The sequence below is a fragment of the Kribbella sp. CA-293567 genome (assembly GCF_027627575.1).
GTDB lineage: Bacteria > Actinomycetota > Actinomycetes > Propionibacteriales > Kribbellaceae > Kribbella.
Genome location: NZ_CP114065.1, coordinates 4412956 through 4436393, shown reverse-complemented (window position 1 = coordinate 4436393; position 23438 = coordinate 4412956). Strand labels below are relative to the sequence as shown.

The following is a 23438-nucleotide window of genomic DNA, read 5'->3' as shown; positions in this document are numbered from 1 at the left end:
GGGGGCGAAGCAACACGGTCGAGCACCAAGTCGTCCGTTCCTGCCGATCCCGCATCCACCAGCAGGTCAGCCTCATCCGGCGCCGCCGGGATGGCTTCGGCGGGCGCGTCGACTTCGTTCAGTGCCGCCGCGTCGGCTGTGCCGGACTCGGGCGCATCGGGTTCGTCTGGCACCGCCGGGTCTGGTTCTTCTAACGCAGGCACGTCGGCTTCGTCGCGCGCCGGTGGGTCGGCTTCGTCTCGCCCCGCCGATTCAGCTTTGGGCGAGAGCGATGCGCCGATCGTCACCCGGGGGCTGACCAAGCGGTTCCGGGGTGGGCAGATCGCGGTCGACGGGATCGACCTGGTGGTTCCGGCCGGCAGCATCTTCGGGTTTCTCGGGCCGAACGGGTCGGGCAAGACCACGACCATCCGGATGCTGCTCGGGCTGATCGCGCCGTCGTCCGGCTCGGTCGAGTTACTGGGAGAGCCGATGCCCAAGGCTCAGCTCTCCGTGCTGCCACGAGTCGGCGCTCTGGTCGAGGGACCGGCGTTCTACCCGTTCTGGACCGGGACCGCGAACCTGCTCCGCTTCGACGCCGCAGACCGGACCGCCGACCCCCGCACGCGCAAGCAGCGGGCCGGACTGGCGCTGGAGCGGGTCGGGCTGTCGAACGCCGCGGGAAAGAAGGTGCGCGCCTACTCACTGGGCATGCGTCAGCGCCTGGCGATTGCCGTCGCGTTGATGCAGCGCCGCGACCTCCTCGTGCTGGACGAGCCGACCAACGGGCTCGATCCGCAGGGCACCCGCGAGGTCCGTTCGCTGATCCGCGAACTGGCCGACGACGGGACCACGATCTTCACCTCCACCCACCTGCTCGCCGAGGTGGAGCAGGTGTGCACGCACGCCGCCGTGATGAGTCGCGGCCGGATCGTTCGGCAGTCCACGATGGCCGAGTTGCGCTCGGAGCTGCGCCCGCGCCTGGTGGTCCGGACGCCTGACCTCGAGCAGGCCGCGACCACGCTGGCCGGGCTGGGGTTGACCGACGTACGGCGGCTGGAGGCGTTCGTCGACGGCGATCCCGGCGAGCTGCCGATCGACAAGCTGGCCGCCGCGCTGGTCGCGGCGGACGTCCGGATCCACGGGTTCGGTCTCGAACATCCGAGCCTCGAGGATGCCTTCGTCGCGTTGACCGGGGAGGGCTTCGATGTCGCTGAGTGAAACCGCCGACCGCCGTGATCTCGGCAGAGTGAGCGAGCACAACTCCCGCAGGCCCACCGCGGGCCGGCACACGATCGCGCTCTTCGCCTCCGAGTTGCACCTGGTCTTCGGGCGCGCCCGGACCTGGGTGACGCTGGCAGTGCTGGCCGGCGTACCCGTCCTGGTCGGGGTCGCGATCAAGCTGTCCGGGTCGGAGGGCGGTGAGGGATTCATCGGTCAGGTCGCCGGCAACGGGTTCTTCCTCATCGTCGCGAGTCTCGGCCTGTCGCTGCCGTTCTTCCTGCCTACCGCCGTGACGGTGGTGGCAGGGGAGTCGCTGGCCGGCGAGGCCAGTCTCGGCACCTTGCGCAACATGCTGACGGCGCCGGCCGGGCGATCTCGGTTGCTCGCAGCGAAGCTGGTCGCGTTGATCGTCTTCTGCCTGGTGGCCACCCTGACGATCTGGCTCGCCGGGCTGATCGCCGGCCTCGCACTGTTCCCGGTCGGCGACGTCGTGCTGCTCTCGGGGACGACGGTGTCGCTGGCCGACGGACTGCTGCGGGCCCTCGGGATCGCGCTCCTGGTCGCGTTGTCGCTGCTTGGGCTCGCCGGAGTCGGCCTGTTCGTGTCGTCCCTGACCTCGACGCCGCTCGCCGCGATGGCAGCGACCTTCGGTGCGTTCATCGTGTTCGGGATCCTCGGGGCGATCCCGCAGATCGACGAGATCCATCCCTGGCTGATGATGTACGGCTGGCCCTCCTTCGCCGACCTGCTCCGCGATCCGCCGTACTGGGATGCGATCGTCCGCAACCTGCTGCTCCAAGCCGGCTACCTGACCGTCTTCTATGCGGCAGCTTGGGCCCGCTTGACCAGTCGCGACATCAACGGCTAGGCCCGAGCTGAGTCGCCGGCAGACACCGCGACTCCGGCCCGCGTTGAAAATGCCTTAGTCTCGCCGTTGTGCATCCCGACCTGGTCTCCGTACTGCGTTGCCCGGTCTGCCGCGACGCACTGACCTTGGCCGGCCGTACGGCGAACTGTCCCCAGCGGCACGCGTTCGACCTCGCCAAGCAGGGCTACCTCAACCTGTTGCCCTCGGCCTCTACCGGGATCGAGGGCGACTCGGCGGAGATGGTCGAGGCGCGCGAGGCGTTCCTCGCGGGCGGGTTCTACCTGCCGATCCGCGAGGCGCTGGCGACCGCAAGCGCGGAGGCGCTGGAGAAGAGCAGCGCGGAGGAGCTGGTGGTCGAGGTGGGGGCCGGAACCGGCTACTACCTCGAAGGCGTCGTCGGTGTTCGGCCAGGGGTGCGTGGGTTGGCGCTGGACGTCTCGCGATACGCGGCGCGGCGGGCAGCGAAGGTCGATCCGGAGCGGATCGGAGCTGTGGTCAGCGACGCGTGGCGAGAGCTGCCAGTGCTCGACGGCGCGGCGCGAGTGGTGCTCAACGTCTTCGCGCCCCGCAACGCCACCGAGATGGCGCGGATTCTTGCGGCCGGGGGAGTCCTGCTGGTGGTCACGCCCAACCAGGCTCACCTGACCGAGCTGATCGGAGTGCTGGGGCTGGTGAAGGTGGACGAGGAGAAGGAACGTCGGCTCACCGAGTCGTTGTCCGGTTCGTTCCGGCGGACCGGGAGCGAAAGCGTCGAGGTGACGATGCGTCTCGACCATGCGGCGGTCGAGCGGCTGGTGGCGATGACGCCGAGCGCGCGGCACACGGCTAAGGCCGAGCTGGCGGAGCGGATCGCAGTACTGGCTGATCCGGCGGAGGTCACTTTGTCGGTGACGCTCTCCACTTGGCGAACCATCTGACGGGTGCCGGCTCGAGCACGGCACCAGCAGAGAGTTCGGCCGAAGAGTCAGGCCAGAGACTTCGGCCTATGACGGGGCCGATCAGACAGCGGCGGCCGTGAGCTCCTTGGCGACGGCGACGCCGTGCTCCTTCGCGCTGACGTGCGCCTCTTCCTCCGCGATCTTGGAGGCAGGAATCAGTTCGGCCATCGCCGGGGTGACCGATGCGAGCGTCAGCTCGGCGACGGCCTGCCGGACCCTCATACCGAACATGTCACCGAAGACGCGCTCCAGGTACGGCGTCGCGTGGTCCCAGCCCTCGCGCGGAGTACCGGCGCCGTAGCCACCGCCGCGGGCCAGCGTGAAGATGATCGGCTTGCCCTGAACCGGCCCAGGTCCGCTCACCAGCTCGTTGTCGATCAGCAGCAGGTCGATCCAGGTCTTGATGTGCTGGGAAAGGCCGTAGTTGTACAGCGGTACGGCGAGCAGCACCGCGTCGGCGCTCTTCAGCTCCGCGGCCAGATCGGCGGCCAGCGCCGTCGCCTCGGCGACGTCCGCACGGTCGGCGTCCGCACCGGCGTCCAGACCCATTTTGCCGGTCACCGCGGCAGGCCAGGCATTCGACGGGAGCGGGTGGCGACCGAGGTCGCGCCGAACCACGACGCCGTCCGGGTGTTCCGCGCGCCAGGCTGCCTCGGCACTGTCGGCCAGCGCTCGGCTGACGGAACCGTCGACCCGGATGCTGGCGTCGACGCGAAGGAGGGTGGTCATGTCGTTCCTCTCTCAAAACAGAACTGGTAGAGCTCGAGCTGAGCTGTTCTCAAGATAGTCTGTAGAACAGAACATATTCAAGTTAGATCGTATTCCTGGCGTTTGGACCCCGTACGATGGAACTCATGACCAGTCCGTCGCCCGAAACAGCAGCTCGGGCAGCTCGCGGTACCTCGGTCGAGGCGGATCTCGGCTGGGCGCTCGGGGTTGTCTTCCGGCGGTACGCGAAGGCGGCGACCGACGCCTTGAAAGACGTCCCGGGTGGTCCCCGGGGATACCAGGTGCTCGCGACGAGCATCGGTGAGGGGCCGAAGCGCCAGCTCGAGCTGGCTGCGCAACTCGGGGTCGATCGCACGGTGATGACGTACCTGCTGGACGACCTGGAGAAGGCCGGCCTGGTTCAGCGGCAGGCCGATCCGGCCGACCGTCGCGCTCGGCTGATCGCGCCGACCGATCAGGGGCGAGAGGTGCTCTGCGATCTGGAGCGCCGGCTCGCGGCCAGCGAGGACGCCGTGATGGGCGGCCTGGACGACGGTGAGCGGATGGTCTTCCGGATGCTGCTCCAGCGGATCGCCGTGCAGGCGGACCGGATCGACCCGCTGCACAACGCCTGCAGCCTGGTCGAAGAAGGCGTCGACCCAGCCGACACCTGATCGGCGCCGGGACCGGCGCAGCCTGAATCAGCGCTGGGGCATCAGCGCTAGGGGATCAGCGGCAAGGGGATCAGCACCACCGGTCCCGGCAGGCTGGTCTGGAGCGAGGCGCTCAGTGAGAGGGTCCGCGCAGAGCAGATCCGCGTCGACGGATCGGCGTCGAGGATCAGCGGAGCGGGACGAAACCGGACTCGTAGGCCTGGATGACGGCTTGGGTCCGGTCCCGGGCGCCCAGTTTGGCCAGCAGATTGGCGACATGGGTCTTGATCGTTTGAACGCCCAGGATCAGCTCCTTGGCGATCTCCGCGTTCGACAGGCCGCGGGCCATCAGCCGCAGTACCTCCTGCTCGCGCTCAGTCAGCTGGTACTCGTCGAGGCCGCTCGCCTGCTGGGCCTGCCCGACATGCGCGAGGGCGAGCGCCCGGATGGCCTCCGGGAACAGCAGTGACTCGCTGCCCGCGACCGTGCGGATCGCCGCGATGATGTCGTCCGGGGGAGTGCGCTTGAGCAGGAACCCGGAGGCGCCCGCCCGTAGCGCGTCGTACACGTAGTCGTCGTTCTCGAAGGTGGTCACCACCAGCACGCGCGGCGCCGGGTCCAGTCCGTCGAGCAGCAGGCGGGTCGCCTGGATGCCGTCGACGGCCGGCATTCGGACGTCCATCAGGACGACGTCCGGCCGGGCTCGCCGGACCACGGGCAGCACCTCGGCGCCGTCGCCGGCCTCACCGACGACGGTCAGGTCGGGCTCCGCGTCGATGATGGCGCGCAGCCCGCTGCGGATCAGCGGCTCGTCGTCCACCACGACCACCGATATCTGCACTGTGTTCTCCATCTCTGCTTCACCCACCGCGCTGGTCAGGTCTTGGTCGTGACAGCGACCGGCAAGGTGACGGCGAGCCGCCAGTGATCCGCGACCGGACCGGCTTCGACGGTGCCGCGAAGTACGGCGACTCTTTCACGGATACCGGCCAGCCCTCGGCCGCCGCCAGAGTGGTCGGCCGTGCCCACGGTGACCGGGTTGGCCAGCTCCAGCAGCAGACCGGACTTGTCCAGACTGATCAGCACCTCGACGCTGACCTCGTCCGCCGGGCGGCCCGCGTGCCGGATCGCGTTGGTCAGTCCTTCCTGGACGATCCGGTACGCCTCCCGCGAGACCGCCGCAGGCAACTGCTCAAGATCTCCCGTACGCCGGACGCCGACCGCGATGCCACCCGCCCGAGTCGCCTCCACCAGCCGGTCGAGGTTCCCCAGGGTCGCCTGCGGAGCGGTCGCGGCGCCTGGCCGGCGGTCGTCGCGCAGCAACCCGAGAACGTGATCGAGATCGGCGAGGGCAGCCCGGGCGGAGGTCTCCATCGCGGCCAGCGCGGTCTCGGCGAAGGCTGGATCCGTGGCCAGCACCCGGCGCGCCGCGGCGGCCTGGATGGTGACCAGGCTGAGGGTGTGGCCGACGCTGTCGTGCAGCTCACGAGCCAGCCGGTTGCGCTCGGCAAGGGTCGCGGTACGGCGTTCCAGCAGCTCGATCCGCTCGGCCGGGGTCGGGCCGAGCAATCGGGGAGCCGCCGCCGCGAGCAGGGCGCCGATGCCGGCCGAGAGCAGGATGAGCGCGACGATCGCCGCGATCGTTGCTGCCGGCATCCAGAAGTCGGTCCAGCGGCCGGTCACCCGGTAGTCCAGGCTGGGCATCAGTTCGTGGCTGCCGGGGGAGCGGAAGGGGGCCGCCAGCAACACCCCGCCGAGGCCGAAGACGATCGTGCTGAGGACGCCGACGAAACCGCCCGCGGCCAGGTGCAGGCAGAACCAGGCAGCCGTCCGGCGGCGCTGCGGCCAGGTCCGGGACGGGCCGAGTGGGCGCTCCTCGAAGCGGACGCCGAGCAGCGACTCGACCGCGATGCCCTCCACCTCGCGGACTGCCGGCAGCATGCCCAGCACGAGGGGCGGCGTCGCCGCGACCAGCACGACCAGGATGACGCTCAGCACCTTGGGCAGCGCCAGACCGTCGATCAGCGCCACCAGCGCGCTGTCGACCAAAATGAAGGCAAGCACCAGGGCTGCGCCGAGCAGCAGATAGACCCAGCGCAGGTAGGTCGACCCTCGCACCAGGACGTTGGCCACGAACCCATCCTCCCAGTCCGCTTCCGCGATCGGCTCCCTCGCCCGGGGGAAGCGGATCCCTCGCCGGAGCGACGGACGGCGGAGCGACGGACGGCGGGGCGACTGGGGACGACCTGCCGGCTCCGCTCGAACGTTCGCGGACCGATGTCTGTTCCCAGCTCAAGAGAGCGTTTGCATGACAGAGGTCACAGTGCGGCCGGGTTTACACAAATTTGTCCCGCGCCCGCCACGTTCGGTCCGTACGGGCGTCGCGATCTGCTGTCCGGACGGGTACGGTCTGTGGTCGGGGCGGGGTGCCCTTCCGGTGACGGAGGGGCATGGGGAAACGGCTCCAGGACGGGCGGCAGTCGGGTTCTGAGGGGACCCGGACAGTGTCAGAAGCGTTACGTAAAGACACTGTGAAGTCCCCGAGGGCCGATTGACCACCCTTCCATATTTGATGTTTGATCAAATATCGGAGAGGAGAGGTCCTGCATGAGGTTCAGACGTTCGGCCGTCGCCCTGGTGGCGGTACTTGCACTCGCTACCGGAGTGAGCGCGTGCAACGACGACAGCTCGACGGGCGCGAACGGGGACGCGAAACTGGAGAAGGTCAGCTATCTGACCTCTTTCGGCACTTTCGGCCGCGAGGCCTACGCGTATGTCGCCCTGGAGAAGGGCTACTTCAAGGATGCCGGGCTGGACGTGACGATCACGCCGGGCAAGGGCACCGTCGACGTGATGAAGATCGTCGCCGGCGGTCAGGCCGACTACGGCATCGGTGACTTCACCGCGGTGATGATCACGCTGGCCAAGCAGAAGCTTCCGGTCACCACGGTCGGGATGATCCACCAGCGCTCGATGGCGGCGATCGTCGCTCTCGACGGCGGGCAGATCAAGGATCGCGACCCGAAGTCGCTGGTCAAGGCCAACGGCGAGAAGACCCGGATCGGCGACCAGCCCGGTTCGACCAACCAGGTGACCTTCCCGCTGTACGCGCAGCAGGTGGGGATCGACAAGAACTCGGTCGAGTTCGTGCCGTCACCGCCGCCGGGCCTGCCGGCGCTGCTCGCCAACAACAAGGTCGACGGCATCGGCCAGTTCGTGGTCGGCCTGCCGCTGGTCGAGGCGGCCGACAAGGAGAAGAAGCGCAAGGCCGTCGTACTGCCGTACGGCGACAAGGTGCAGGACCTCTACGGCAACGCGATCATCGCGCGGGACGACCTGGTCAAGGACAACGGCACCCAGGTGAAGAAGTTCACCGAGGCGCTGCTCAAGGGTCTGACCGACGCGCTGGCCGACCCGGCAGCCGCGGCGAAGATCCTGCAGAAGTACGTGCCGGACACCAACGTCACGGTGGCCGCCAAGGAGCTCGAGCTGATGAAGAAGTACGCCAAGCCCGACGAGTTCAAGGGTGCTCTGGGCGAGGTCGACTCCGACCGGGTCCAGCGGGTCATCGACGACCTGACCAAGTACGAGGTGATCCCGGCCAAGTCGATCACGCCGGCCGACGTCGTGAACGCCGACCTGGCTCCCAGAGGCTGACATGATCCGGCTGGACGGCGTGGGACAGGTCTTCGAAGGCCGCGGGGGAGAGGTCCGGGCACTCGAGGGAATCGACCTGCACGTCCAGGAGAACGAGTTCGTCACGCTGATCGGCCGGTCCGGTTGTGGCAAGTCCACACTGCTCCGGCTGATCGCGGGACTGCTGGCACCGACGTCCGGCGGGGTCGAGGTGGCGGGTGAGGCCGTCACCGGTCCCCGCCGGGACGTCTCCTTCATGTTCCAGCGACCGGCCCTGCTGCCGTGGCGGTCGGTGGTGTCGAACGTGATGCTGCCGGTGGAGATCTCCGGCGGCGACGAGCAGCGCGACAAGACGCAGTACAAGGACCGGGCACACGAGTTGCTGGAGCTGGTCGGGCTCAAGGGGTTCGAGAACCGGCTCCCGCACGAGCTGTCCGGCGGAATGCAGCAGCGGGTGTCGTTGTGCCGGTCGCTGATCCGCAGCCCCAAGGTGATGCTGATGGACGAGCCGTTCTCGGCGCTCGACGCGCTGACCCGGACCGAACTGTCGGCGGAGCTGCAGCGGATCCAGATGGAACTGGCCACCACGATCGTCTTCGTCACCCACTCGATCGAGGAGGCCGTCGTACTGGCCGACCGGGTGGTCGTGCTGACGCCGCGGCCCGGCCGGCTGCGCGAGATCGTCGAGATCGGGATTCCCCGGCCCCGCAGCCTGGGCCAGAACGCGCACCTGACCGAGGTGGCGCAGATCAGCGCCCGGCTGCACAGCCTGCTGTCCGAGCAGGAGCGACCGGCCGACCTGCCCGAGGCCCTGCGATGACCAAACGTTCCTGGCTGGCCGACTCCCGGACCGCGGCGGTGCTGCTGCCGTTCGTCGGTCTGGTGCTGGCCATCGCGCTGTGGTGGCTGGCCACCATCGTGTTCTCGATCGACTCCTACCTGCTGCCCGACCCCGGCGACGTGATCACCGCCTTCAAGCTTCAGCCCGCCTACCTGATGGAGCACACCTGGGTCTCCCTGGTGGAGACCGTCGAGGGATTCGCGCTGTCGATCCTGGTCGGCGTACCGGTCGCGCTGGCGATCGTCCGCTCGGTGATCGTCGAGCGGCTGCTCTACCCGCTGCTGCTGGCCGTGAACGCGATCCCGAAGATCGCGATCGCGCCGCTGCTGGTGGTCTGGTTCGGGTTCGGCCAGTGGCCGAAGGTCCTGATGGTGCTGCTGGTCTGCTTCTTCCCGATCGTGATCTCGACCGCCAGCGGGATGAAGTCGACCCCGGCCGAGCTGGTCGAGCTGCTCCGGTCGCTGAACGCGAGCAAGACGCAGGAGTTCTTCAAGCTGCGGCTCAAGTACGCGCTGCCGCAGATCTTCACCGGGCTGAAGGTGGCGATCTCGCTGGCCGTGATCGGGTCGGTGATCGCCGAGTTCGTCGGCGCCACCTCCGGCCTGGGCTACGTGATCACCAACTCCGGCGCCAACGCCGACACCGCGCTGGCCTTCGCCGCGATGACGTTGCTCAGCATCGTCGCCATCGTCTTGTTCTACGGGCTCGTACTGCTGGAGCACATGCTGCTGCCCTGGGCACGGGAGTCCCGATGACCACCCAGGCCTCCGACGCCGACCGCCAGGTGCTCGTCCGGCCCGCGTGGCTGGAAGCCACCGTCTCGGCCGTCTTCAGCGCGCTGGGCTTCGAGCCGACCGACGCGACCAGGATCGCCGTCGCGCTGGTCGAGGCCGATCTGCGCGGTGTCAGCTCGCACGGCGTGATGCTCGTCCCGATGTACGTCGAACGGCTGAACTCGGGCGGTGTCACCCGGGAACACGAGCTCGACCTGCTGCACGACGCCGGCGCGGCAGTGGTGGTCGACGCGCGTGGCGGGATGGGTCAGCTCTCCAGCCCGCAGGCGATGGGGCACGCGATCGAGCGGGCCGGCAGGTACGGCATCGGCCTGGTCTCGGTCCGCAACGCTCACCACTTCGGTGCGGCCAGTCGCTGGGCCGTGCAGGCCGCGCAGGCCGGCTGCCTGGGGATCGCGATGTCGAACACGACCCCGCTGATGCCGGCGCCCGGTGGCGCCGAGCGGATCGTCGGCAACAACCCGCTGGCGATCGCGGTACCGACCGAGGGTGGCCCGGAGATCGTGCTGGACATGGCGTTGTCGGCCGTTGCCCTGGGCAAGATCCGGCTGGCGGCGTCGGCCGGCCGGTCGATCCCGGACGGCTGGGCGACGGACCAGGCCGGCGTACCGACGACGGACGCGGAGGCCGCCGTGCTGGGGATGCTGCTGCCGGCCGCCGGGCACAAGGGATTCGGGCTGGCGTTGATGATCGACGTGCTGACCGGCGTACTGAGTGGTGGCGGCTGGGGCGACCAGGTTCGCCCGCTGTACCGCGAACCGGATCGGCCGAACGACTGCGCTCACCTGTTCCTGGCGATCGACCCGGAGTTGCTGGGTGGACTCGACGGGTTCCGGCAGCGGTCGTCGGCTCTGGCGGAGCGGGTGCGTGGCAGCGCGGCGGCTCCGGGAGTGGACCGGCTCTACGTGCCGGGGGAGATCGAGGCCGAGCGTGCTGCCGAGCAGCGGCGTAACGGCGTACTGATCGAGAGGTCGGGGCTCGACGGACTGTTGCAGGCTGCGCGAGCAGTCGGTGCCGTCGTACCGACCGGAGGGGTGCTGAACTGATGGCGAAGAAACAACTGACCAGTACGGCGCTGCGGAGCCCGAACGGGGTCTTCTCGCAGGCGACCACGATCGAGGCGACCGGCCGGCTGGTGTTCGTGTCCGGGATGACGGCACGCCGCCCGGACGGCAGCATCGCCGGGGTCGGCGACGTGCGGGAGCAGACCCGGCAGGTCTGTGAGAACGTGCAGGCCGCGGTGCAGGAGGCCGGCGGCACCCTGGACGACGTCTGCCGGGTGGACGTGTACGTCCGCAACATGGAGGACTTCGCCAAGATCCACGAGATCCGGGCACAGTACTTCCACGAGCCGCTGCCCGCCTCGACGATGGTCGAGGTCAGCAAGCTGGCCCATCCCGACTACCTGATCGAGATCAGCGCCATCGCGGTGATCCCATGAGTGGCGGACGCAGCCGGAGGCGGGTGATCCGAGTGCGCGGCGTCGAGTGGACCTGAGATGAAGTTCGTGACGATCGAGCACGCCGGGCGTGAGTGGCCCGGGGTGGTGGACGGCGAGGACGTCGTCCTGCTGCGGGCGGCCGACCTGGTCTCGGTGATCGAGGCCGGCCCGGCCGCGCTGGTTGCCGTTCGCAACGAAATGGCGACCGGTGAGAGGTTGCCGCTGGCCTCCGTCTCGCTGCGGGCCCCGCTGCGGCGGTTCCGCCGGGACGTGCTGTGCACCGGCTGGAACTACTGGGACCACTTCGAGGAGAGCAAGGGCAAGCGCGAGGGCCAGGACGTCGACCGGCCCGACCATCCGACCTTCTTCACCAAGGGCCCTGACGTGGTGATCGGCCCGTACGCCGAGATCGCCTACGACCCGGCCATCTCGGCCAAGTGGGACTACGAGGCGGAGCTCGCCCTGGTGATCGGCAAGGCCGGGCGGAGCATCCCGGTCGCCGAGGCGCTCGACCACGTCTGGGGTTACACGCTGGCCAACGACGTGTCGCAACGCGATCTGCAGCGTCAGCACGGCGGGCAGTGGCTCAAGGGCAAGAGCATCGACCAGACCATGCCGCTCGGCCCGTGGATCGTGACGGCCGACGAGTTCGGCGACCCACAGGACGTGCACCTGCAGTGCCTGCTGAACGGCGTCGTGATGCAGGACGCCTCGACCAGGCAGATGGCCTACGACGTGGCGACGCTGATCAGCGAGTTGTCGTTCGGGATGACGTTGCGCCCCGGCGACCTGCTGCTGACCGGGACGCCGGCCGGGATCGGCAACGCTCGCGAGCCGCAGGTGTTCCTTGCCGAGGGCGACGAGGTGGTGACCCGCGCCGACAAGATCGGCGAGCTGCGCAACACCCTGGTCTACCGGGACCTCTCATGAGCGGCGGCCGGCTGGAGTTGCTGCCCGGCGGAGGCCGTGGCGGGCGCCGTACGTTGGCCGAGACGGCCGCAGCCGAGTTGCACCAACTGATCCTGTCCGGCGAGCTGCCAAGCGGTACTCCGCTCCGCCTGGTCGAGTTGGCCAACCGGCTGGACATGAGCCAGATGCCGGTCCGCGAAGGGCTGCGCAGGCTGGAGGCGCTCGGGCTGGTCGACATCATCCCGCACAAGGGCGCCTGGGTGCGGGAGCTTTCGGTGGCGGACCTGCACGACACCCACGAGACTCGGCTGGCGCTGGAGAGTCTCGCAGTACGGGCTGCGGCGGAGCATTTCAGCGACGCGGACGCGCAGAAGGCCCGTACTGCGCTGGCCGAGCTGCTGCAGCTGTCACGGTCGGAGGACTCGATCGGCGCTCGGCAGGCCCACGCGGACTTCCACTTCGCCCTGTATCGGGCCGGCGGGTCGCAGTGGCTGGCCCGGGCTATCGAGCCGGTCTGGCAGAACAGTGAGCGCTACCGGTTCGGTAGTCGGCAGACGGCGTTCCAGATCGAGCGGAACCGGCAGGAGCACCAGGCGATTCTGGATGCCTGTGTCGCCCGTGATGCCGACGCTGCCGAGCAGGCGCTCCGCAAGCACCTGGCGGGCGCAGTACAGCGGATCACCGAGACGATGACGTCCAAGCAGGCACAGCGCGAGGAGACGTCATGAGGGCGAGCTTCGACGCGACCGGAGAGGTCGTGGTCATCACAGGTGGCGCACACGGCATCGGTGCGGCTTTGGCGGCTGCAGTGGCCGGCTGCGGCGGTACTGCGGTCGTCTTCGACATCTCCCTCGGCATCGAGGCCGCAGGAATCGAGTACGTCGAGGTGGACGTCTCGAACCGTGAAGCCGTGCTCAAGGCCGTCAGCGGAGTCATCGAGCGGCACGGCCGGATCGACGGGCTGGTCGCCGGTGCCGCGGTACAACCGCGCGCGGCGGTGGTCGACATCGACCCGGAGGACTGGACCCGCACACTCAAGGTGAACCTGGACGGTGTCGTCTGGGCCTGTCAGGCGGTGGTCCCGCGGATGGTCGAGCAGCGCAGCGGATCGGTGATCGTCTTCACCTCGGGGATCGCGTCGACCGGGTTCCCCGGCGCGGCGGCGTACGCGTCGAGCAAGGCCGCGCTGGCCGCCTTCGCCCGGACGCTGGCCGCCGAGGTGGCCGAGCACCGGGTCCGGGTGAACGTGGTCGCGCCGGGGGTGATCGACACCGAGCAGTTCCGCTCTGCCAACATCGGTGCCGATCTGGAGCACTGGCGTGACACGACTGGGATCGGCGATCCCGAGGATGTGGTCGGCCCGTTGCTCTTCCTGTTGTCCGACGCGGCCGCGATGACCGGCTCACAGCTCACCCGCGAGCGCGTCTTCGCCCGGCTAGAGACCTTCAAGGAGTCCTGAGTGTCTGACCAGCAGCTGCCCGTCGCGATCGTCGGGGCCGGTCCGATCGGCCTGACGACGGCCCTCGGCCTGGCGCACTACGGCGTACCGTTCGTGCTGCTCGAGGAGGACGCGGTGCTCTCCTCGGACACCAAGGCGGGCACCACGCTGAGCCGGACACTGGAGATCTGGGACCGGTACGGCGCGGTGGAGGGCATCCTGGCGGCCGCGCTGCGGATCGACGAGATCGGTGACATCGACCGGGCCACCAACACGCCGCGCGCCTCGGTGCAGCTGGCCGAGCTGGTCAACGACACCCAGTTCCCGTTCGTGATCAACCTGCCGCAGCAGCACATGGAGCCGATCCTCGAGGCGGCGCTGTCCGGTGGCACGCTGCTCAAGCAGCACCGGCTCGACTCCTTCGAGGTGCTCGACGACCGGGTGGTGCTGACGGTCGACACCCCGGACGGCGTGCGACAGCTCGAGGCGTCGCACCTGCTGGCCTGCGACGGCGGCAAGAGCAAGGTGCGGGACGCGCTCGGCGCGACGGTGTCGGGGGAGACCCTGCCGGAGCGGTACATGCTGATCGACGTGGTGGTCGACCTCGACGTCTCCAACGCCCGCGACTACCCGTACCTCGCCTACTTCGCCGACCGGTCCGAGTGGATGGTGCTGATCCGGCAGCCGGACAACTGGCGTTTCCTCTTCCCGCTGGCCGCCGGTGCGGACCAGCCGGGTGAGGAGGACATGCTGGTGAAGGTCAAACAGTTCATCGGCGAGGTGGACCGGATCGAGCTGATCGGCTCGGTCGTCTACAACGTGCACCACCGGGTGGCCGACCGCTGGTCCGCCGAGCGGAAGGTGTTCCTGATGGGCGACGCCGCTCACCTGATCACCCCGATGTGGGCGCTGGGCCTCAACACGGGCGCGCTGGACGCCTCGAACCTGCCCTGGCGACTTGCCTGGGTACTGCGTGGCTGGGCCGAGCCGTCGCTGCTTGACGGCTACGAGCAGGAGCAGCGGCCGGTGGCGATCAACGGCTCGGGCGAAATGGCCGAGGCGGCCCGCAAGTACATGTCCCACCAGCGTGGTGCCGTCACGGCTGCCGGCAGCGACTGGGCGACGGCGTACACGCGCACGTTGCTCGGCGTACGGCTGGATGTGGACGGGGAGGGCGACTGGTCGATGGTGATGACCAGTGCGGAGCCGCCTGCTGTCCGGGCCGGCGACAGGGCGCCCGACCTGGCGCTGCAGGGTCCGCGTGGTCGGACGACGATCCACGGGTTGTGCAGGGAGTCGTTCGTCGCGCTGTACTTCACCGACGTACGGCGTCGCCCGTCGGTACCCGTCAACGACTCGCCTGCGCTGAAGCACTACGCGGTGTCCCGGTGGGACGCTCCGCACGACTCCGGGCTTCGCGACCGCTCGCTGTTCGATCCCGGCAGTATCGCGACCAGCCGGTACGGCGTACCGGCTGAGAGTGTCGTGCTGGTGCGGCCTGACGGGCATATCGCCGCAGTGGCTCCGATGGCCGATGGCGTGGCCGACGAGCTCTACACCCGGATCACCGGCCGGCCCGTCCCGAGGGAGGGGCTCTGATGGGGTCTTTCGACGAGCAACTGAGCGAAGTGCTGCTGCAGACCGACGACCTGGAGTGGGTCGAGAAGTCGCTGGCCGGGCTGTCGCACAAGATGCTCTGGCGGGACGAGGTCACCGAGGCTTCGATCGCGCTGGTCCGCTTCGAGCAGGGCTCCGGGATCCCGGAGGCACATCAGCACGCGTCGAACCAGTTCATGTTCTGCCTGTCGGGGCGGTACGTGTACCTGCCGACCGGGACGACGCTGACCAAGGGCAGCTTCTACTGGAACCCCAAGGGCGTCGTGCACGGGCCGACGATGGCAGAGGAGACCTCTGTCCTGCTGGAGGTCTACGACGGGCCGCACTACCCGGTGCGGCCGTCGTTCTACGACAACGACGAGGATGCCCGCTGACATGGCCGGCTGGGACATCCACACGCACCTGATACCGCCGACTGTGCTTGCGGCGGCCTCCGAAGGAGCCTTCGGGCTTGCTGTCGAGGACGGCTTCCTGCTGGTCGATGGCGAACGACTGCCGATGAAGCGGCTGGGTGACCCTGCAGCACTGCTGCGGTGGATCGATGAGCAGTCGTTGGACGGCGCCGTGGTCTCTGTACCGCCGGCGCTGTTCCGCTACGACCAGGGCGTCGAGTGGGCCGCGCTGGTCAACCAGGGACTCCGAGAGCTGGCCACACCTCAGTTGCGGGTGCTCGGGCAGTTGCCGCTGGGGGACCCGGCCGCTGCTTCGGTTGCTTCCGCGCTGGCCGCTGAGGGCGTCTTCAGCGGCTTCGCCCTCGGTACTGCGGGCTACGCGGGACTGGACGATGTCTGGAAGGTGCTCCACGAACTGGAGGCCTTCACCTTGATTCACCCGAGCCACAGCCACGACGAGCGGCTCGGCAGGTACTACCTGTCGAACCTGCTGGGGAACCCTTATGAGACAGGGCTCGCCGTGGCCGAACTGGTCTTCGGGGATGTGGTCGGTCGTTTCCCGGGCATCAGGTTCTGCCTGTGCCACGGTGGCGGCGTGACGGCGGCTCTCGCCGGGCGCTGGCAGCGGGGGATCGACACGGCCCGGCCAGGGGTGGCGCCACTCTCGCTGTCGGTGGCCGAGGCCCTGCGGCGGTTCTACGTGGACGACCTGGTGCACGACGACGAAGTACTGGCGTTGCTGGGGGCGACGTTCGGGACCGATCGGGTGCTGGCCGGCAGTGACTGGCCGTTCCCGATGGGCAGCGATCTGGTGGACGCAGGCCGGGCGGCAGCTCGATCAACGGTGTGCGAGCAGCTCACCCGGCCGTTGAAGAAGGGGGCCGTTTCCGCGTGAACAGGCCTTTTCTGCAGGACCTCGATGTGATCAGATATCAAATCCGGGGCACCGGACCGTGGACGAGGGGGGTGGCTGGATGAGCTCGCGACAGGCATTGGCGTTGCGCTGCTACGGACCCGGCCAGCAGCTGAAGGTCGAGGAGGTGGAGCTGGTCGCCGGGGTGGGCGAGACGCTGGTGGAGATGCAGTACGCCGCCGTCACCCAGCTCGACCGAACGGTACTGGCAGGCAAGCTGGCACAGCAGGTGCAGCCGCCGTTCGTGCCGGGATCCGAGGGGGCCGGGGTGGTGGTCAGCTCGGAGCTCTACCAGCCCGGTACGCCGGTGGTGATCCGTGGTGGGGGAGTCGGGGTGTCCAGGCCGGGCACGTGGGGTCAGCTGGCCGTCGTACCGAACGGGTCGGTGCATCTGCTGCCTGCTGGGCTGGATGCGGCTGCTGCCGTGGCGATGCTGGCGCCCGCGCTGACCGCGCACACCGCAGTACGCCGGGTCGGGCAGATCGTCGAGAACGAGACGGTGGTCGTCACCGGCGCCACCGGTTTGGTCGGGCGGCTGTGTGTGGCGGTGGCCCGGGCAGCCGGGGCGATGAAGGTGATCGGCCTGGCGCGCAGTGACGAGTCGGTCGAGCAGCTGAACGGGCTGGTGGACCAGATCGTCCGCGTCGACGAACTGGGCCAGGTCGGCCGCGAACTGCCGTGGTGCAACGCGGCGATCGACACGGTCGGGGGACCGGTGACCAGTGGGGTGATGAGTCACATCACGCCGGGCGGACGGCTGGTGGCGCTCGGCTACACGGCCGGGGAGTTCGCCACGCTGGACCTGCACCAGCTGATCGGCCGGGACCTGCGGGTGCTGCCGGTGAACATGCAGCGGACGACGATCGAGCCGGGGACGGTCAGCCAGGTACTGGCCGACATCGCGCCGTCGGGGGTGCGGCCGGAGCTGGAGATCGTCGCGGCGCCGTTCGTGGAGGACGCGCTGGATCTGCTGGCCGCCGGGCCCGCGGACCGGCGGGTGCTGCTCGATCTCGGGAGGTTCTGAGGACACGGTGGCGATGACGCGGCCGCGGGCAATCTGGACAGATGTGCCAAAGATCGCCCACGGCCGGTTACGGTTGCCTCCCAGATGCGCATGCAGTGATGGAGAGAGGCAGCCAACACCCCATGACCCGACGACTCGAGCTCACGCCCGGGGGGCCGAGCGGCCGGCGTACCTTGGCGGAGGAAGCGGCTGCCGAGCTGCACGAGCTGATCCTGTCCGGTGAGCTTCCGAGCGGTACCGCGCTGCGGCTGGAGGAGCTGGCCAAGCGCCTCGACATGAGCCAGATGCCGATCCGCGAGGGGTTACGCCGGATGCAGGCGCTCGGGCTGGTCGAGATCGTGCCGCACAAGGGCGCGTGGGTCCGGGAACTCTCGATGGAGGACCTGCGCGACACCCACGAGACCCGGCTCGCGCTGGAGACCCTCGCCGTACGGGCTGCGGCGAGCCGCTTCAGCGATGCCGACGCCGACCTCGCCCGCGCGGCCCTGGCCGAGCACGTCCGCCTCTCGAAGGCCGGCGACATCATCGCCTCCCGGCAGGCACACACCGAGTTCCACTTCGCCATCTACCGAGCCGGTGGCTCCCGCTGGCTGCCGCGCGCGATCGAGCCGGTCTGGCAGAACAGCGAGCGTTACCGCTTCGGCTCCCGCCAGACCAAAGCCCGGATCGAGCAGACCCGCCGCGAGCACCAGGCGATTCTCGACGCCTGCCTCGCCCACGACGAACCAGGCGCCGAAGCGGCACTCCGCGAACACCTGGAAGGCGCCATGCAGCGCATCACCGAGACCATGGCTCGCCGCTACACCAAGGACTGACCTTACGCCCGCCGCGGAGCCGGAGCGACCTCGCTCAGCGACCGACGGCTCCGTCGAGCTGCTCCCGAAGAATGTCCGTGTGACCGGCATGCCGAGCAGTTTCTTGGATCAGGTGAAGCAGCAACCGGCCCGACCCGCAGCCACCTGTCGCCGGCGCACCACCGAGGATCAGTCGGCCAGATGGGCGGGGAAGCCGCCGGTGGCGACCGGGCCCCAGCGCTCGGGGGTGATGCGGATCAGGCACTTGCCCTGCTTCCGCATCGCTTCGCGGTACTCGTCCCAGTCCGGGTGCTCACCGGAGATCGACCGGAAGTAGTCGACCAGCGGCTCGACCGCCGCCGGCAACTCGATCACTTCGCCGCTCCCGTCGACCTGGACCCACGGGCCGTCCCAGTCGTCGGAGAGCACCACCACGCTGGTCTGCCGGTCCCGCTTCACGTTGTTGCTCTTGGCCCGCTCCGGGTACGACGAGATGACGATTTGTCCCTCGGCGTCGACGCCACCCGACACCGGCGAGGCCTGCGGCGTACCGTCGGCCCGGCGGGTGATCAGCAGCATGTGATGACGCGGCCGTACGAACTCCAGCAGCGCGTCGGTGTCGACCTGGGTATTGGTGGCAATCGATCTCGGCATGCCCCCACCTTCTCAGATCAAAGCACCGCGGTCTCCTGCACGCTGAGCCACCGGACCCCGTGCCGCGCACCGGCCTCGGCGACCAGTACCGCGGTGGTGCGCCGGGGTGACCCGGCCGAGTGCAGTTCGAGGAACCGGCAGACGGCGACCTCGGCGGTCCTGGCCACCACCTCGAAGTCGTCGATCCCGATCTTCAGCCGCGGTACGGCGTTCCGCGCGCCACGCAGCGCCTCCATCAGCGCCGGCAACCCGAGTTTGCTGCCGTCGAGCGCGATCAGTGTGAACTCCGGCCGGTGCGCCTGCCGGAGCGCCTCGAGCAGAGCCGGCTCGGCCTCGCTGCCCAGCCAGCGAGCGAGGTCCTCGTGATGCCGCTCGACCTCCGCCAGAAGTTCCTGCACGTCTGATCCTTTCACCGGAGCCGGCCACCGGGTCCAGCTTCTCCAGGCGGCCCTTCGAGCGGCCGAGTCTAGGTCCGGAGCGGTGTCGTCCGGACGGGTTGTCCACAGCTCCGGCGTGGCGATTGACAGGAGTCGAACAGGTGTTCGAACATGGGGGAGTGACGGGGACTTCTGCGACTGAGCTGCCTACGCGTCCGGCTGATCGGGGCCGGGTGACCGCGCTGGATCAGGCGCGCACCCTGCTCGCCCGGGCCAAGGAGCAAAAGGCTGCCCGGCTTCAGGAGGCGTCGGAGGAGCTGGTGGCGCCGACCGTGCTGGCGCCGCGGACGAGTGAGACGCGGGTCCAGCAAGCGCTGGATACTGCCACCGTCGACCGGGGGTTGCCAACTCTGCCGGCCATCTCCGGCCTGCTGTCCGGCGCCGTACTGCGCGGTGGCTCGGTGTACTCCGTGCGCGGCTCCACCTCGCTGGTGATGGCGATGATGGCCGGCCCGTCGGCCGAGGGGGCCTGGTGCGGGGTGGTCGGGATGCCGTCGTTCGGCGTGGAGGCGGCTCGCGGTCTCGGCGTCGACCTCGATCGCCTGGTGCTCGTTCCCGATCCGGAGCGCGACTGGCTGAGTGTGGTCGCGGCCCTGGTCGACGCCCTGACGGTCGTGGTGGTCCGCCCACCCGGAGAGGTGACACCAGGGGAGGCGTCCCGGCTGTCGGCGCGCCTGCGCACCCGGGGCGCGATGCTCATCGCGGTCGGCTCCTGGCCGGGCAGTGAAGCTCGTCTGGAGGTTCAGTCCACCACCTGGCTCGGTCTCGGCGAGGGGGAAGGCTACTTGACCGCCCGCCAGGCCACTGTCGCCGTGACCGGTCGAGGCGCCGGCGTCCGGTCTCAACAGCACCACCTCTGGCTCCCGGCTCCTGACGGCACCGTCCGCCCGACCGATCCGGCCGAGGCGACCCGTGCGTTCGAAGCTCCTTACCGGTGGGAGGCGGTGGGCTGATGGGCGCCATGACTCAGCCGAGCTCGCCGACCCGGACGATGGTGGTGTGGATACCGGACTGGCCGGTGACGGCTGCTGCCGGAGCTGCCGGCTGTTCGCCGGAGGCTCCGGTCGCGGTGCTGGCGAAGGGACGGGTGCTGGCCAGTTCGGCGGCTGCCCGGGCCGAGGGGGTTCGGCGAGGTTTGCGGGCCCGCGATGCGCAGTCGCGGTGTCCGGAGTTGCTGGTGCTGAAGTACGACCCGGTGATCGACACCCGCGCCTTCGATCCGGTGATCAGTTGCCTGGAGGCGCTCACACCGGGGCTCCAGGTGATCCGGCCGGGGATGTGCGCGCTGAAGGCCCGTGGCCCGAGCCGGTTCTACGGGAGCGAGTCGAGGGCCGCGGAGAAGCTGCTCGATCGGCTCGAGACGTTCGACGTACCGGGTGGGCGGGTCGGGATCGCCGACGGGCCGTTCGCTGCTGAGCAGGCAGCCCGGGGGAGTTCGGAGCGGACGCGGGTGCTGGTGATCCCGAGCGGTGGATCGGCGGAGTTCCTCGCGCCGCTCACGGTCGACACGTTGGAGCGGCCGGCCCTCACCGACCTGCTCCGGCGACTCGGGCTCCGGTCGCTCGGTGCCTTCGCGCGGTTGTCGCCGACCGAGGTGCTGACCAGGTTCGGACCGGACGGCGCCTTCGCACACCGGCTGGCGAGAGGGGACGACGACCGGCCAGTGGTCGCTCGGCAGGCGCCGCCCGAGCTGACCCGCAAGCTCGACTTCGAGCCACCGGTGGATCGCGTGGACCAGGTGGCGTTCGCCGTCCGGGCGGTCGCGGACGAGCTGATCGAGAAGCTGACCAAGCTCGGCCTGGTCTGCACCACCCTGCGCGTCGAGGTCGGCACGGAGTCGGGCCAGGTGTACGACCGGGAGTGGCTGCATCCCCGCTGGTTCGGCCCCGCCGATCTCGTCGACCGGGTTCGCTGGCAACTGCAGGGCAGCGGGACGGCAACGAGTGAGCTGACCTCGCCGGTGGTGCGGATCCGGCTGATCCCCGAGCAGGTCGATCCCGTCGGCGCCCACGTCGACGGCCTCTGGGGAGGTGGCCCCGACGAGCGGATCCACCGCGCGCTGTCCCGGGTGCAGAGCATGCTCGGTCACGGCGGAGTCGTCTCCGCAGTGGTCGGCGGCGGCCGAGGCTTTCGAGAGCGGCAGACTCTGGTCCCCTGGGGGGATCGGCCGGTGCCGGCCAATGCACCGGAGCTCCCGTGGCCGGGCGCGATCACCGGCACCGGAAGCCGCTGGCCGACACCGGCACCCAGCTCGATCTACCCGACACCGAAGCCGGCCACGGTGCTCTCGTCAGACGGCCGCCAAGTTTCGGTGAGCGCCCGCGGCGTCCTGTCCGGCCCCCCCGCGGCCTTCCGCTTCGAACCCTCCCCACAAGTTGCCAACAGCAACAAGCTGTACCCGATCACCGCCTGGGCCGGCCCCTGGCCGGTGGACGAACGCTGGTGGGACACCGACACCGAAACCCGCCTGGCCCGCTTCCAGTTGGTCGGCGCCGACGGCCGAGCCTGGCTCTTCGCCGTCCGCAACAACCAATGGTGGACAGAGGCCGGCTATGACTGACCAACCGCTACCACCTGCCACCCAGTGCAGACTCTTGGCCGCCCGCCAGTTGAGCAGCGCCCGCCGGCTGAGCAGCGCTCGGCTCTTGTCCGGTACGCGAACCTTGTTCGGCGCGCATCACCTAGCCGGCGCACGCCATCTGCCTGGTGCCCGCTCCCTGACCGGTGCCAGTCACCTGTTCGGCGCCCGTTACCTGTCGGGTGCACGCCGCTTGCCTGGTGCTCGCCACCTAGCCGGTACTCGCCACCTGTTTGGAGTGCGTCACCTGGCCGGTGCCCGTTACCTGTCTCGCGTCCGCCGCTTGTCTGGTGTCCGCCACCTAGCCGGTATTCGCCACCTGTTTGGAGTGCGTCACCTGGCCGGCGCCCGCTCCCTGAGCGGCGCCCGCAATCTGTCCGGCGCGCGCCGGACGACCGGTGCTTGCGGCTTGTCCAGCCGTGCTTTCCATCGACGGCTGCGCACTGCCCGCCGGCAACGGCGGCAACTTCCGGTCCAACGCCACCTGTCGTGCGCCCGCTGGCACCTGCTCGCGGCCCACCGTCAGCGGCATCATCTGTCCGCTCAACGGCACGTCTCATGCGCAAGGCGCCACCTGCTGGCTGCCTGCCACTGCGCCACCGAGCGACGACAACGCAGTGCCGCCGGCCAGCCTCAGCCGGTCGGCGGCACCAGCGTGCGACAAGTCTGCGCGTTGTGGACAGGTAGGTGAGCAGGTTGGCCGACGAGCCTCTCCAAGTTCTCGGCCACCTGCCTGGGTCTTGATGTCGAGCCGACGCACCCGCTTGTCCATGCCGATCAGCAAGCAGTTGCTCGGCGCGGACCAGGGTGATCGTCATCCCGTTCTCGACCCGGTTCGGGCCAGTCCGCAGCAACGTGGTCGGCGCCAGGGTGACCTCCCACTACCTCTGCTTCCACGCACGGTCCTCGTCCGCCAGCTTCCGCCACGCCGAGCGTCTGTGTGTACAACATGTCGCGTCCAGCTCCCGCGGCAGCGTGCTGTCGGTGCTACAACGTCAACGCGACCAGCACCTGCAACAGGCAACTGCTGCACATGAACGCATCCAGCTTCTGCTGGGTGAGTTGCAGCTTGGGCAACATGCACGCATCCAGCCTCTGGCGCGACCAGTTGCCGTGCCGCCGTACGGCGGGCAACCGCTGCACATGCACGCAACCAGCTCCTGCTGCGAGCTGCTGCTTGGGTGACGTGCACGCGTCCAGCTTCCGCCGCGACCAGGTGCTGCCGTACGGCGGCAACTGCTGCCTCGTACGCACCCCGGCTTCTACTGCGGCGAGTTTGCAGCTTGAGTCAACGTGCACGCGTCTAGTTTCGACGCGACTAGGTACTGCGGTACGACGGGCAACTGCTGTGCATGCACGCATCCAGCTTCTACTGCGGCGAGCTGCTGCTCGGGCAACATGCACGCGTTCGGTTCTGCCGCGACCAGTTGCTGCCGTACGGCGGGCAACTGCTACACATGTACGCAATCAGCTTCTGCTGCGGCGAGTTGCAGCTTGGGCCAATATGCACGCGTCCAGCTTCCGCCGCGACCAGTTACCTGCCGTACTGCAGGGAACCGCTCAGGTGGCTAGCTCGGCTAGCAGTTCCTGCTTGTGCAGC

At 69.2% G+C, this 23438-nt stretch carries 26 protein-coding genes; 19 read left to right on the top strand and 7 right to left on the bottom strand.

Annotated elements, in window-relative coordinates:
• The first annotated feature begins 258 nt into the window (after window positions 1–258).
• From OX958_RS20360 to OX958_RS20350, 3 genes are all read left to right on the top strand, one after another.
• The gene (locus OX958_RS20360; RefSeq protein WP_270130571.1) at window positions 259–1200 is read left to right on the top strand and encodes an ABC transporter ATP-binding protein; all 942 of its coding nucleotides are present in this window, start codon (window positions 259–261) and stop codon (window positions 1198–1200) included.
• A complete protein-coding gene (locus OX958_RS20355; protein ID WP_270130570.1) occupies window positions 1187–2071 on the top strand; it encodes an ABC transporter permease in 885 nt (294 codons plus the stop codon). Before OX958_RS20360 ends, OX958_RS20355 begins: the two co-directional genes overlap by 14 nt.
• A 68-nt stretch (window positions 2072–2139) precedes the next feature.
• Window positions 2140–2988, top strand: coding sequence for a putative RNA methyltransferase (locus OX958_RS20350; protein ID WP_270130569.1), 849 nt, complete (start codon window positions 2140–2142; stop codon window positions 2986–2988).
• A gap of 81 nt (window positions 2989–3069) precedes the next feature.
• Here the strand turns inward: OX958_RS20350 and OX958_RS20345 are convergent, their stop codons facing one another.
• Window positions 3070–3738, bottom strand: a complete 669-nt coding sequence (locus OX958_RS20345; RefSeq protein WP_270130567.1) for an FMN-dependent NADH-azoreductase — start codon at window positions 3736–3738, stop codon at window positions 3070–3072.
• Window positions 3739–3863: 125 nt separating this feature from the next.
• Between OX958_RS20345 and OX958_RS20340 the strand changes: the two genes are divergently transcribed.
• Window positions 3864–4391, top strand: coding sequence for a MarR family winged helix-turn-helix transcriptional regulator (locus OX958_RS20340; RefSeq protein ID WP_270130566.1), 528 nt, complete (start codon window positions 3864–3866; stop codon window positions 4389–4391).
• Between the two features lie 166 nt (window positions 4392–4557).
• On the opposite strand, the gene OX958_RS20335 is transcribed toward OX958_RS20340, so the two are convergent.
• Both OX958_RS20335 and OX958_RS20330 read right to left on the bottom strand, forming a co-directional pair.
• The gene (locus OX958_RS20335; RefSeq protein ID WP_270130565.1) at window positions 4558–5223 is read right to left on the bottom strand and encodes a response regulator; all 666 of its coding nucleotides are present in this window, start codon (window positions 5221–5223) and stop codon (window positions 4558–4560) included.
• 23 nt (window positions 5224–5246) lie between these two features.
• Complete coding sequence (locus OX958_RS20330; protein WP_270130563.1) at window positions 5247–6503, bottom strand: sensor histidine kinase; 1257 nt, start codon at window positions 6501–6503, stop codon at window positions 5247–5249.
• A gap of 474 nt (window positions 6504–6977) precedes the next feature.
• Here OX958_RS20330 and OX958_RS20325 point away from each other — a divergent pair, with 474 nt between their 5' ends.
• The 13 genes from OX958_RS20325 to OX958_RS20265 all read left to right on the top strand — a co-directional run bounded on the left by OX958_RS20325 (window position 6978) and on the right by OX958_RS20265 (window position 18190).
• Window positions 6978–8027 (top strand): ABC transporter substrate-binding protein, encoded by a 1050-nt coding sequence (locus OX958_RS20325; protein WP_270130561.1) that lies wholly within the window; start codon window positions 6978–6980, stop codon window positions 8025–8027.
• A gap of 1 nt (window position 8028) precedes the next feature.
• Complete coding sequence (locus tag OX958_RS20320) at window positions 8029–8826, top strand: ABC transporter ATP-binding protein (protein ID WP_270130559.1); 798 nt, start codon at window positions 8029–8031, stop codon at window positions 8824–8826.
• Window positions 8823–9602, top strand: coding sequence for an ABC transporter permease (locus OX958_RS20315; protein ID WP_270130558.1), 780 nt, complete (start codon window positions 8823–8825; stop codon window positions 9600–9602). The genes OX958_RS20320 and OX958_RS20315 overlap by 4 nt, the downstream gene beginning before the upstream one ends.
• On the top strand, window positions 9599–10687 hold the full coding sequence (locus tag OX958_RS20310) for an Ldh family oxidoreductase (RefSeq protein ID WP_270130556.1): 1089 nt from the start codon (window positions 9599–9601) through the stop codon (window positions 10685–10687). The genes OX958_RS20315 and OX958_RS20310 overlap by 4 nt, the downstream gene beginning before the upstream one ends.
• Window positions 10687–11082, top strand: a complete 396-nt coding sequence (locus tag OX958_RS20305) for a RidA family protein (RefSeq protein ID WP_270130554.1) — start codon at window positions 10687–10689, stop codon at window positions 11080–11082. Before OX958_RS20310 ends, OX958_RS20305 begins: the two co-directional genes overlap by 1 nt.
• Window positions 11083–11139: 57 nt before the next feature.
• Window positions 11140–12012 (top strand): fumarylacetoacetate hydrolase family protein, encoded by an 873-nt coding sequence (locus OX958_RS20300; RefSeq protein ID WP_270130553.1) that lies wholly within the window; start codon window positions 11140–11142, stop codon window positions 12010–12012.
• Complete coding sequence (locus OX958_RS20295; protein ID WP_270130551.1) at window positions 12009–12719, top strand: GntR family transcriptional regulator; 711 nt, start codon at window positions 12009–12011, stop codon at window positions 12717–12719. Before OX958_RS20300 ends, OX958_RS20295 begins: the two co-directional genes overlap by 4 nt.
• Window positions 12716–13450, top strand: coding sequence for an SDR family NAD(P)-dependent oxidoreductase (locus tag OX958_RS20290; RefSeq protein ID WP_270130549.1), 735 nt, complete (start codon window positions 12716–12718; stop codon window positions 13448–13450). Before OX958_RS20295 ends, OX958_RS20290 begins: the two co-directional genes overlap by 4 nt.
• On the top strand, window positions 13451–15028 hold the full coding sequence (locus OX958_RS20285) for an FAD-dependent monooxygenase (protein WP_270130548.1): 1578 nt from the start codon (window positions 13451–13453) through the stop codon (window positions 15026–15028).
• Window positions 15028–15420 carry a cupin domain-containing protein gene (locus OX958_RS20280; RefSeq protein WP_270130546.1) on the top strand — a complete coding sequence of 131 codons (393 nt, stop codon included), beginning with the start codon at window positions 15028–15030 and terminating at the stop codon, window positions 15418–15420. The genes OX958_RS20285 and OX958_RS20280 overlap by 1 nt, the downstream gene beginning before the upstream one ends.
• On the top strand, window positions 15410–16333 hold the full coding sequence (locus tag OX958_RS20275) for an amidohydrolase family protein (RefSeq protein ID WP_270130544.1): 924 nt from the start codon (window positions 15410–15412) through the stop codon (window positions 16331–16333). Before OX958_RS20280 ends, OX958_RS20275 begins: the two co-directional genes overlap by 11 nt.
• Window positions 16334–16412: 79 nt before the next feature.
• Window positions 16413–17375: a quinone oxidoreductase family protein gene (locus tag OX958_RS20270; RefSeq protein WP_270130542.1), complete on the top strand. Its 963-nt coding sequence runs from the start codon at window positions 16413–16415 to the stop codon at window positions 17373–17375.
• Between the two features lie 122 nt (window positions 17376–17497).
• Window positions 17498–18190 carry a GntR family transcriptional regulator gene (locus OX958_RS20265; RefSeq protein ID WP_270130540.1) on the top strand — a complete coding sequence of 231 codons (693 nt, stop codon included), beginning with the start codon at window positions 17498–17500 and terminating at the stop codon, window positions 18188–18190.
• Between the two features lie 34 nt (window positions 18191–18224).
• Here OX958_RS20265 and OX958_RS20260 read toward each other — a convergent pair whose 3' ends face one another.
• From OX958_RS20260 to OX958_RS20250, 3 genes are read right to left on the bottom strand one after another with little or no spacing between them, the layout of a single operon-like run.
• On the bottom strand, window positions 18225–18434 hold the full coding sequence (locus OX958_RS20260; protein ID WP_270130539.1) for a mycothiol transferase: 210 nt from the start codon (window positions 18432–18434) through the stop codon (window positions 18225–18227).
• Window positions 18359–18823 (bottom strand): PPOX class F420-dependent oxidoreductase, encoded by a 465-nt coding sequence (locus tag OX958_RS20255; RefSeq protein ID WP_270130538.1) that lies wholly within the window; start codon window positions 18821–18823, stop codon window positions 18359–18361. Before OX958_RS20255 ends, OX958_RS20260 begins: the two co-directional genes overlap by 76 nt.
• 17 nt (window positions 18824–18840) lie before the next feature.
• A complete protein-coding gene (locus OX958_RS20250; RefSeq protein WP_270130537.1) occupies window positions 18841–19221 on the bottom strand; it encodes a hypothetical protein in 381 nt (126 codons plus the stop codon).
• A 212-nt stretch (window positions 19222–19433) separates the two neighbouring features.
• Between OX958_RS20250 and OX958_RS20245 the strand changes: the two genes are divergently transcribed.
• Window positions 19434–20213 (top strand): hypothetical protein, encoded by a 780-nt coding sequence (locus OX958_RS20245; RefSeq protein WP_270130535.1) that lies wholly within the window; start codon window positions 19434–19436, stop codon window positions 20211–20213.
• The gene (locus OX958_RS20240) at window positions 20213–21820 is read left to right on the top strand and encodes a DNA polymerase Y family protein (RefSeq protein ID WP_270130533.1); all 1608 of its coding nucleotides are present in this window, start codon (window positions 20213–20215) and stop codon (window positions 21818–21820) included. Before OX958_RS20245 ends, OX958_RS20240 begins: the two co-directional genes overlap by 1 nt.
• A 1005-nt stretch (window positions 21821–22825) precedes the next feature.
• Here OX958_RS20240 and OX958_RS20235 read toward each other — a convergent pair.
• Complete coding sequence (locus OX958_RS20235) at window positions 22826–23092, bottom strand: hypothetical protein (protein WP_270130532.1); 267 nt, start codon at window positions 23090–23092, stop codon at window positions 22826–22828.
• Window positions 23093–23438 lie beyond the last annotated feature (346 nt).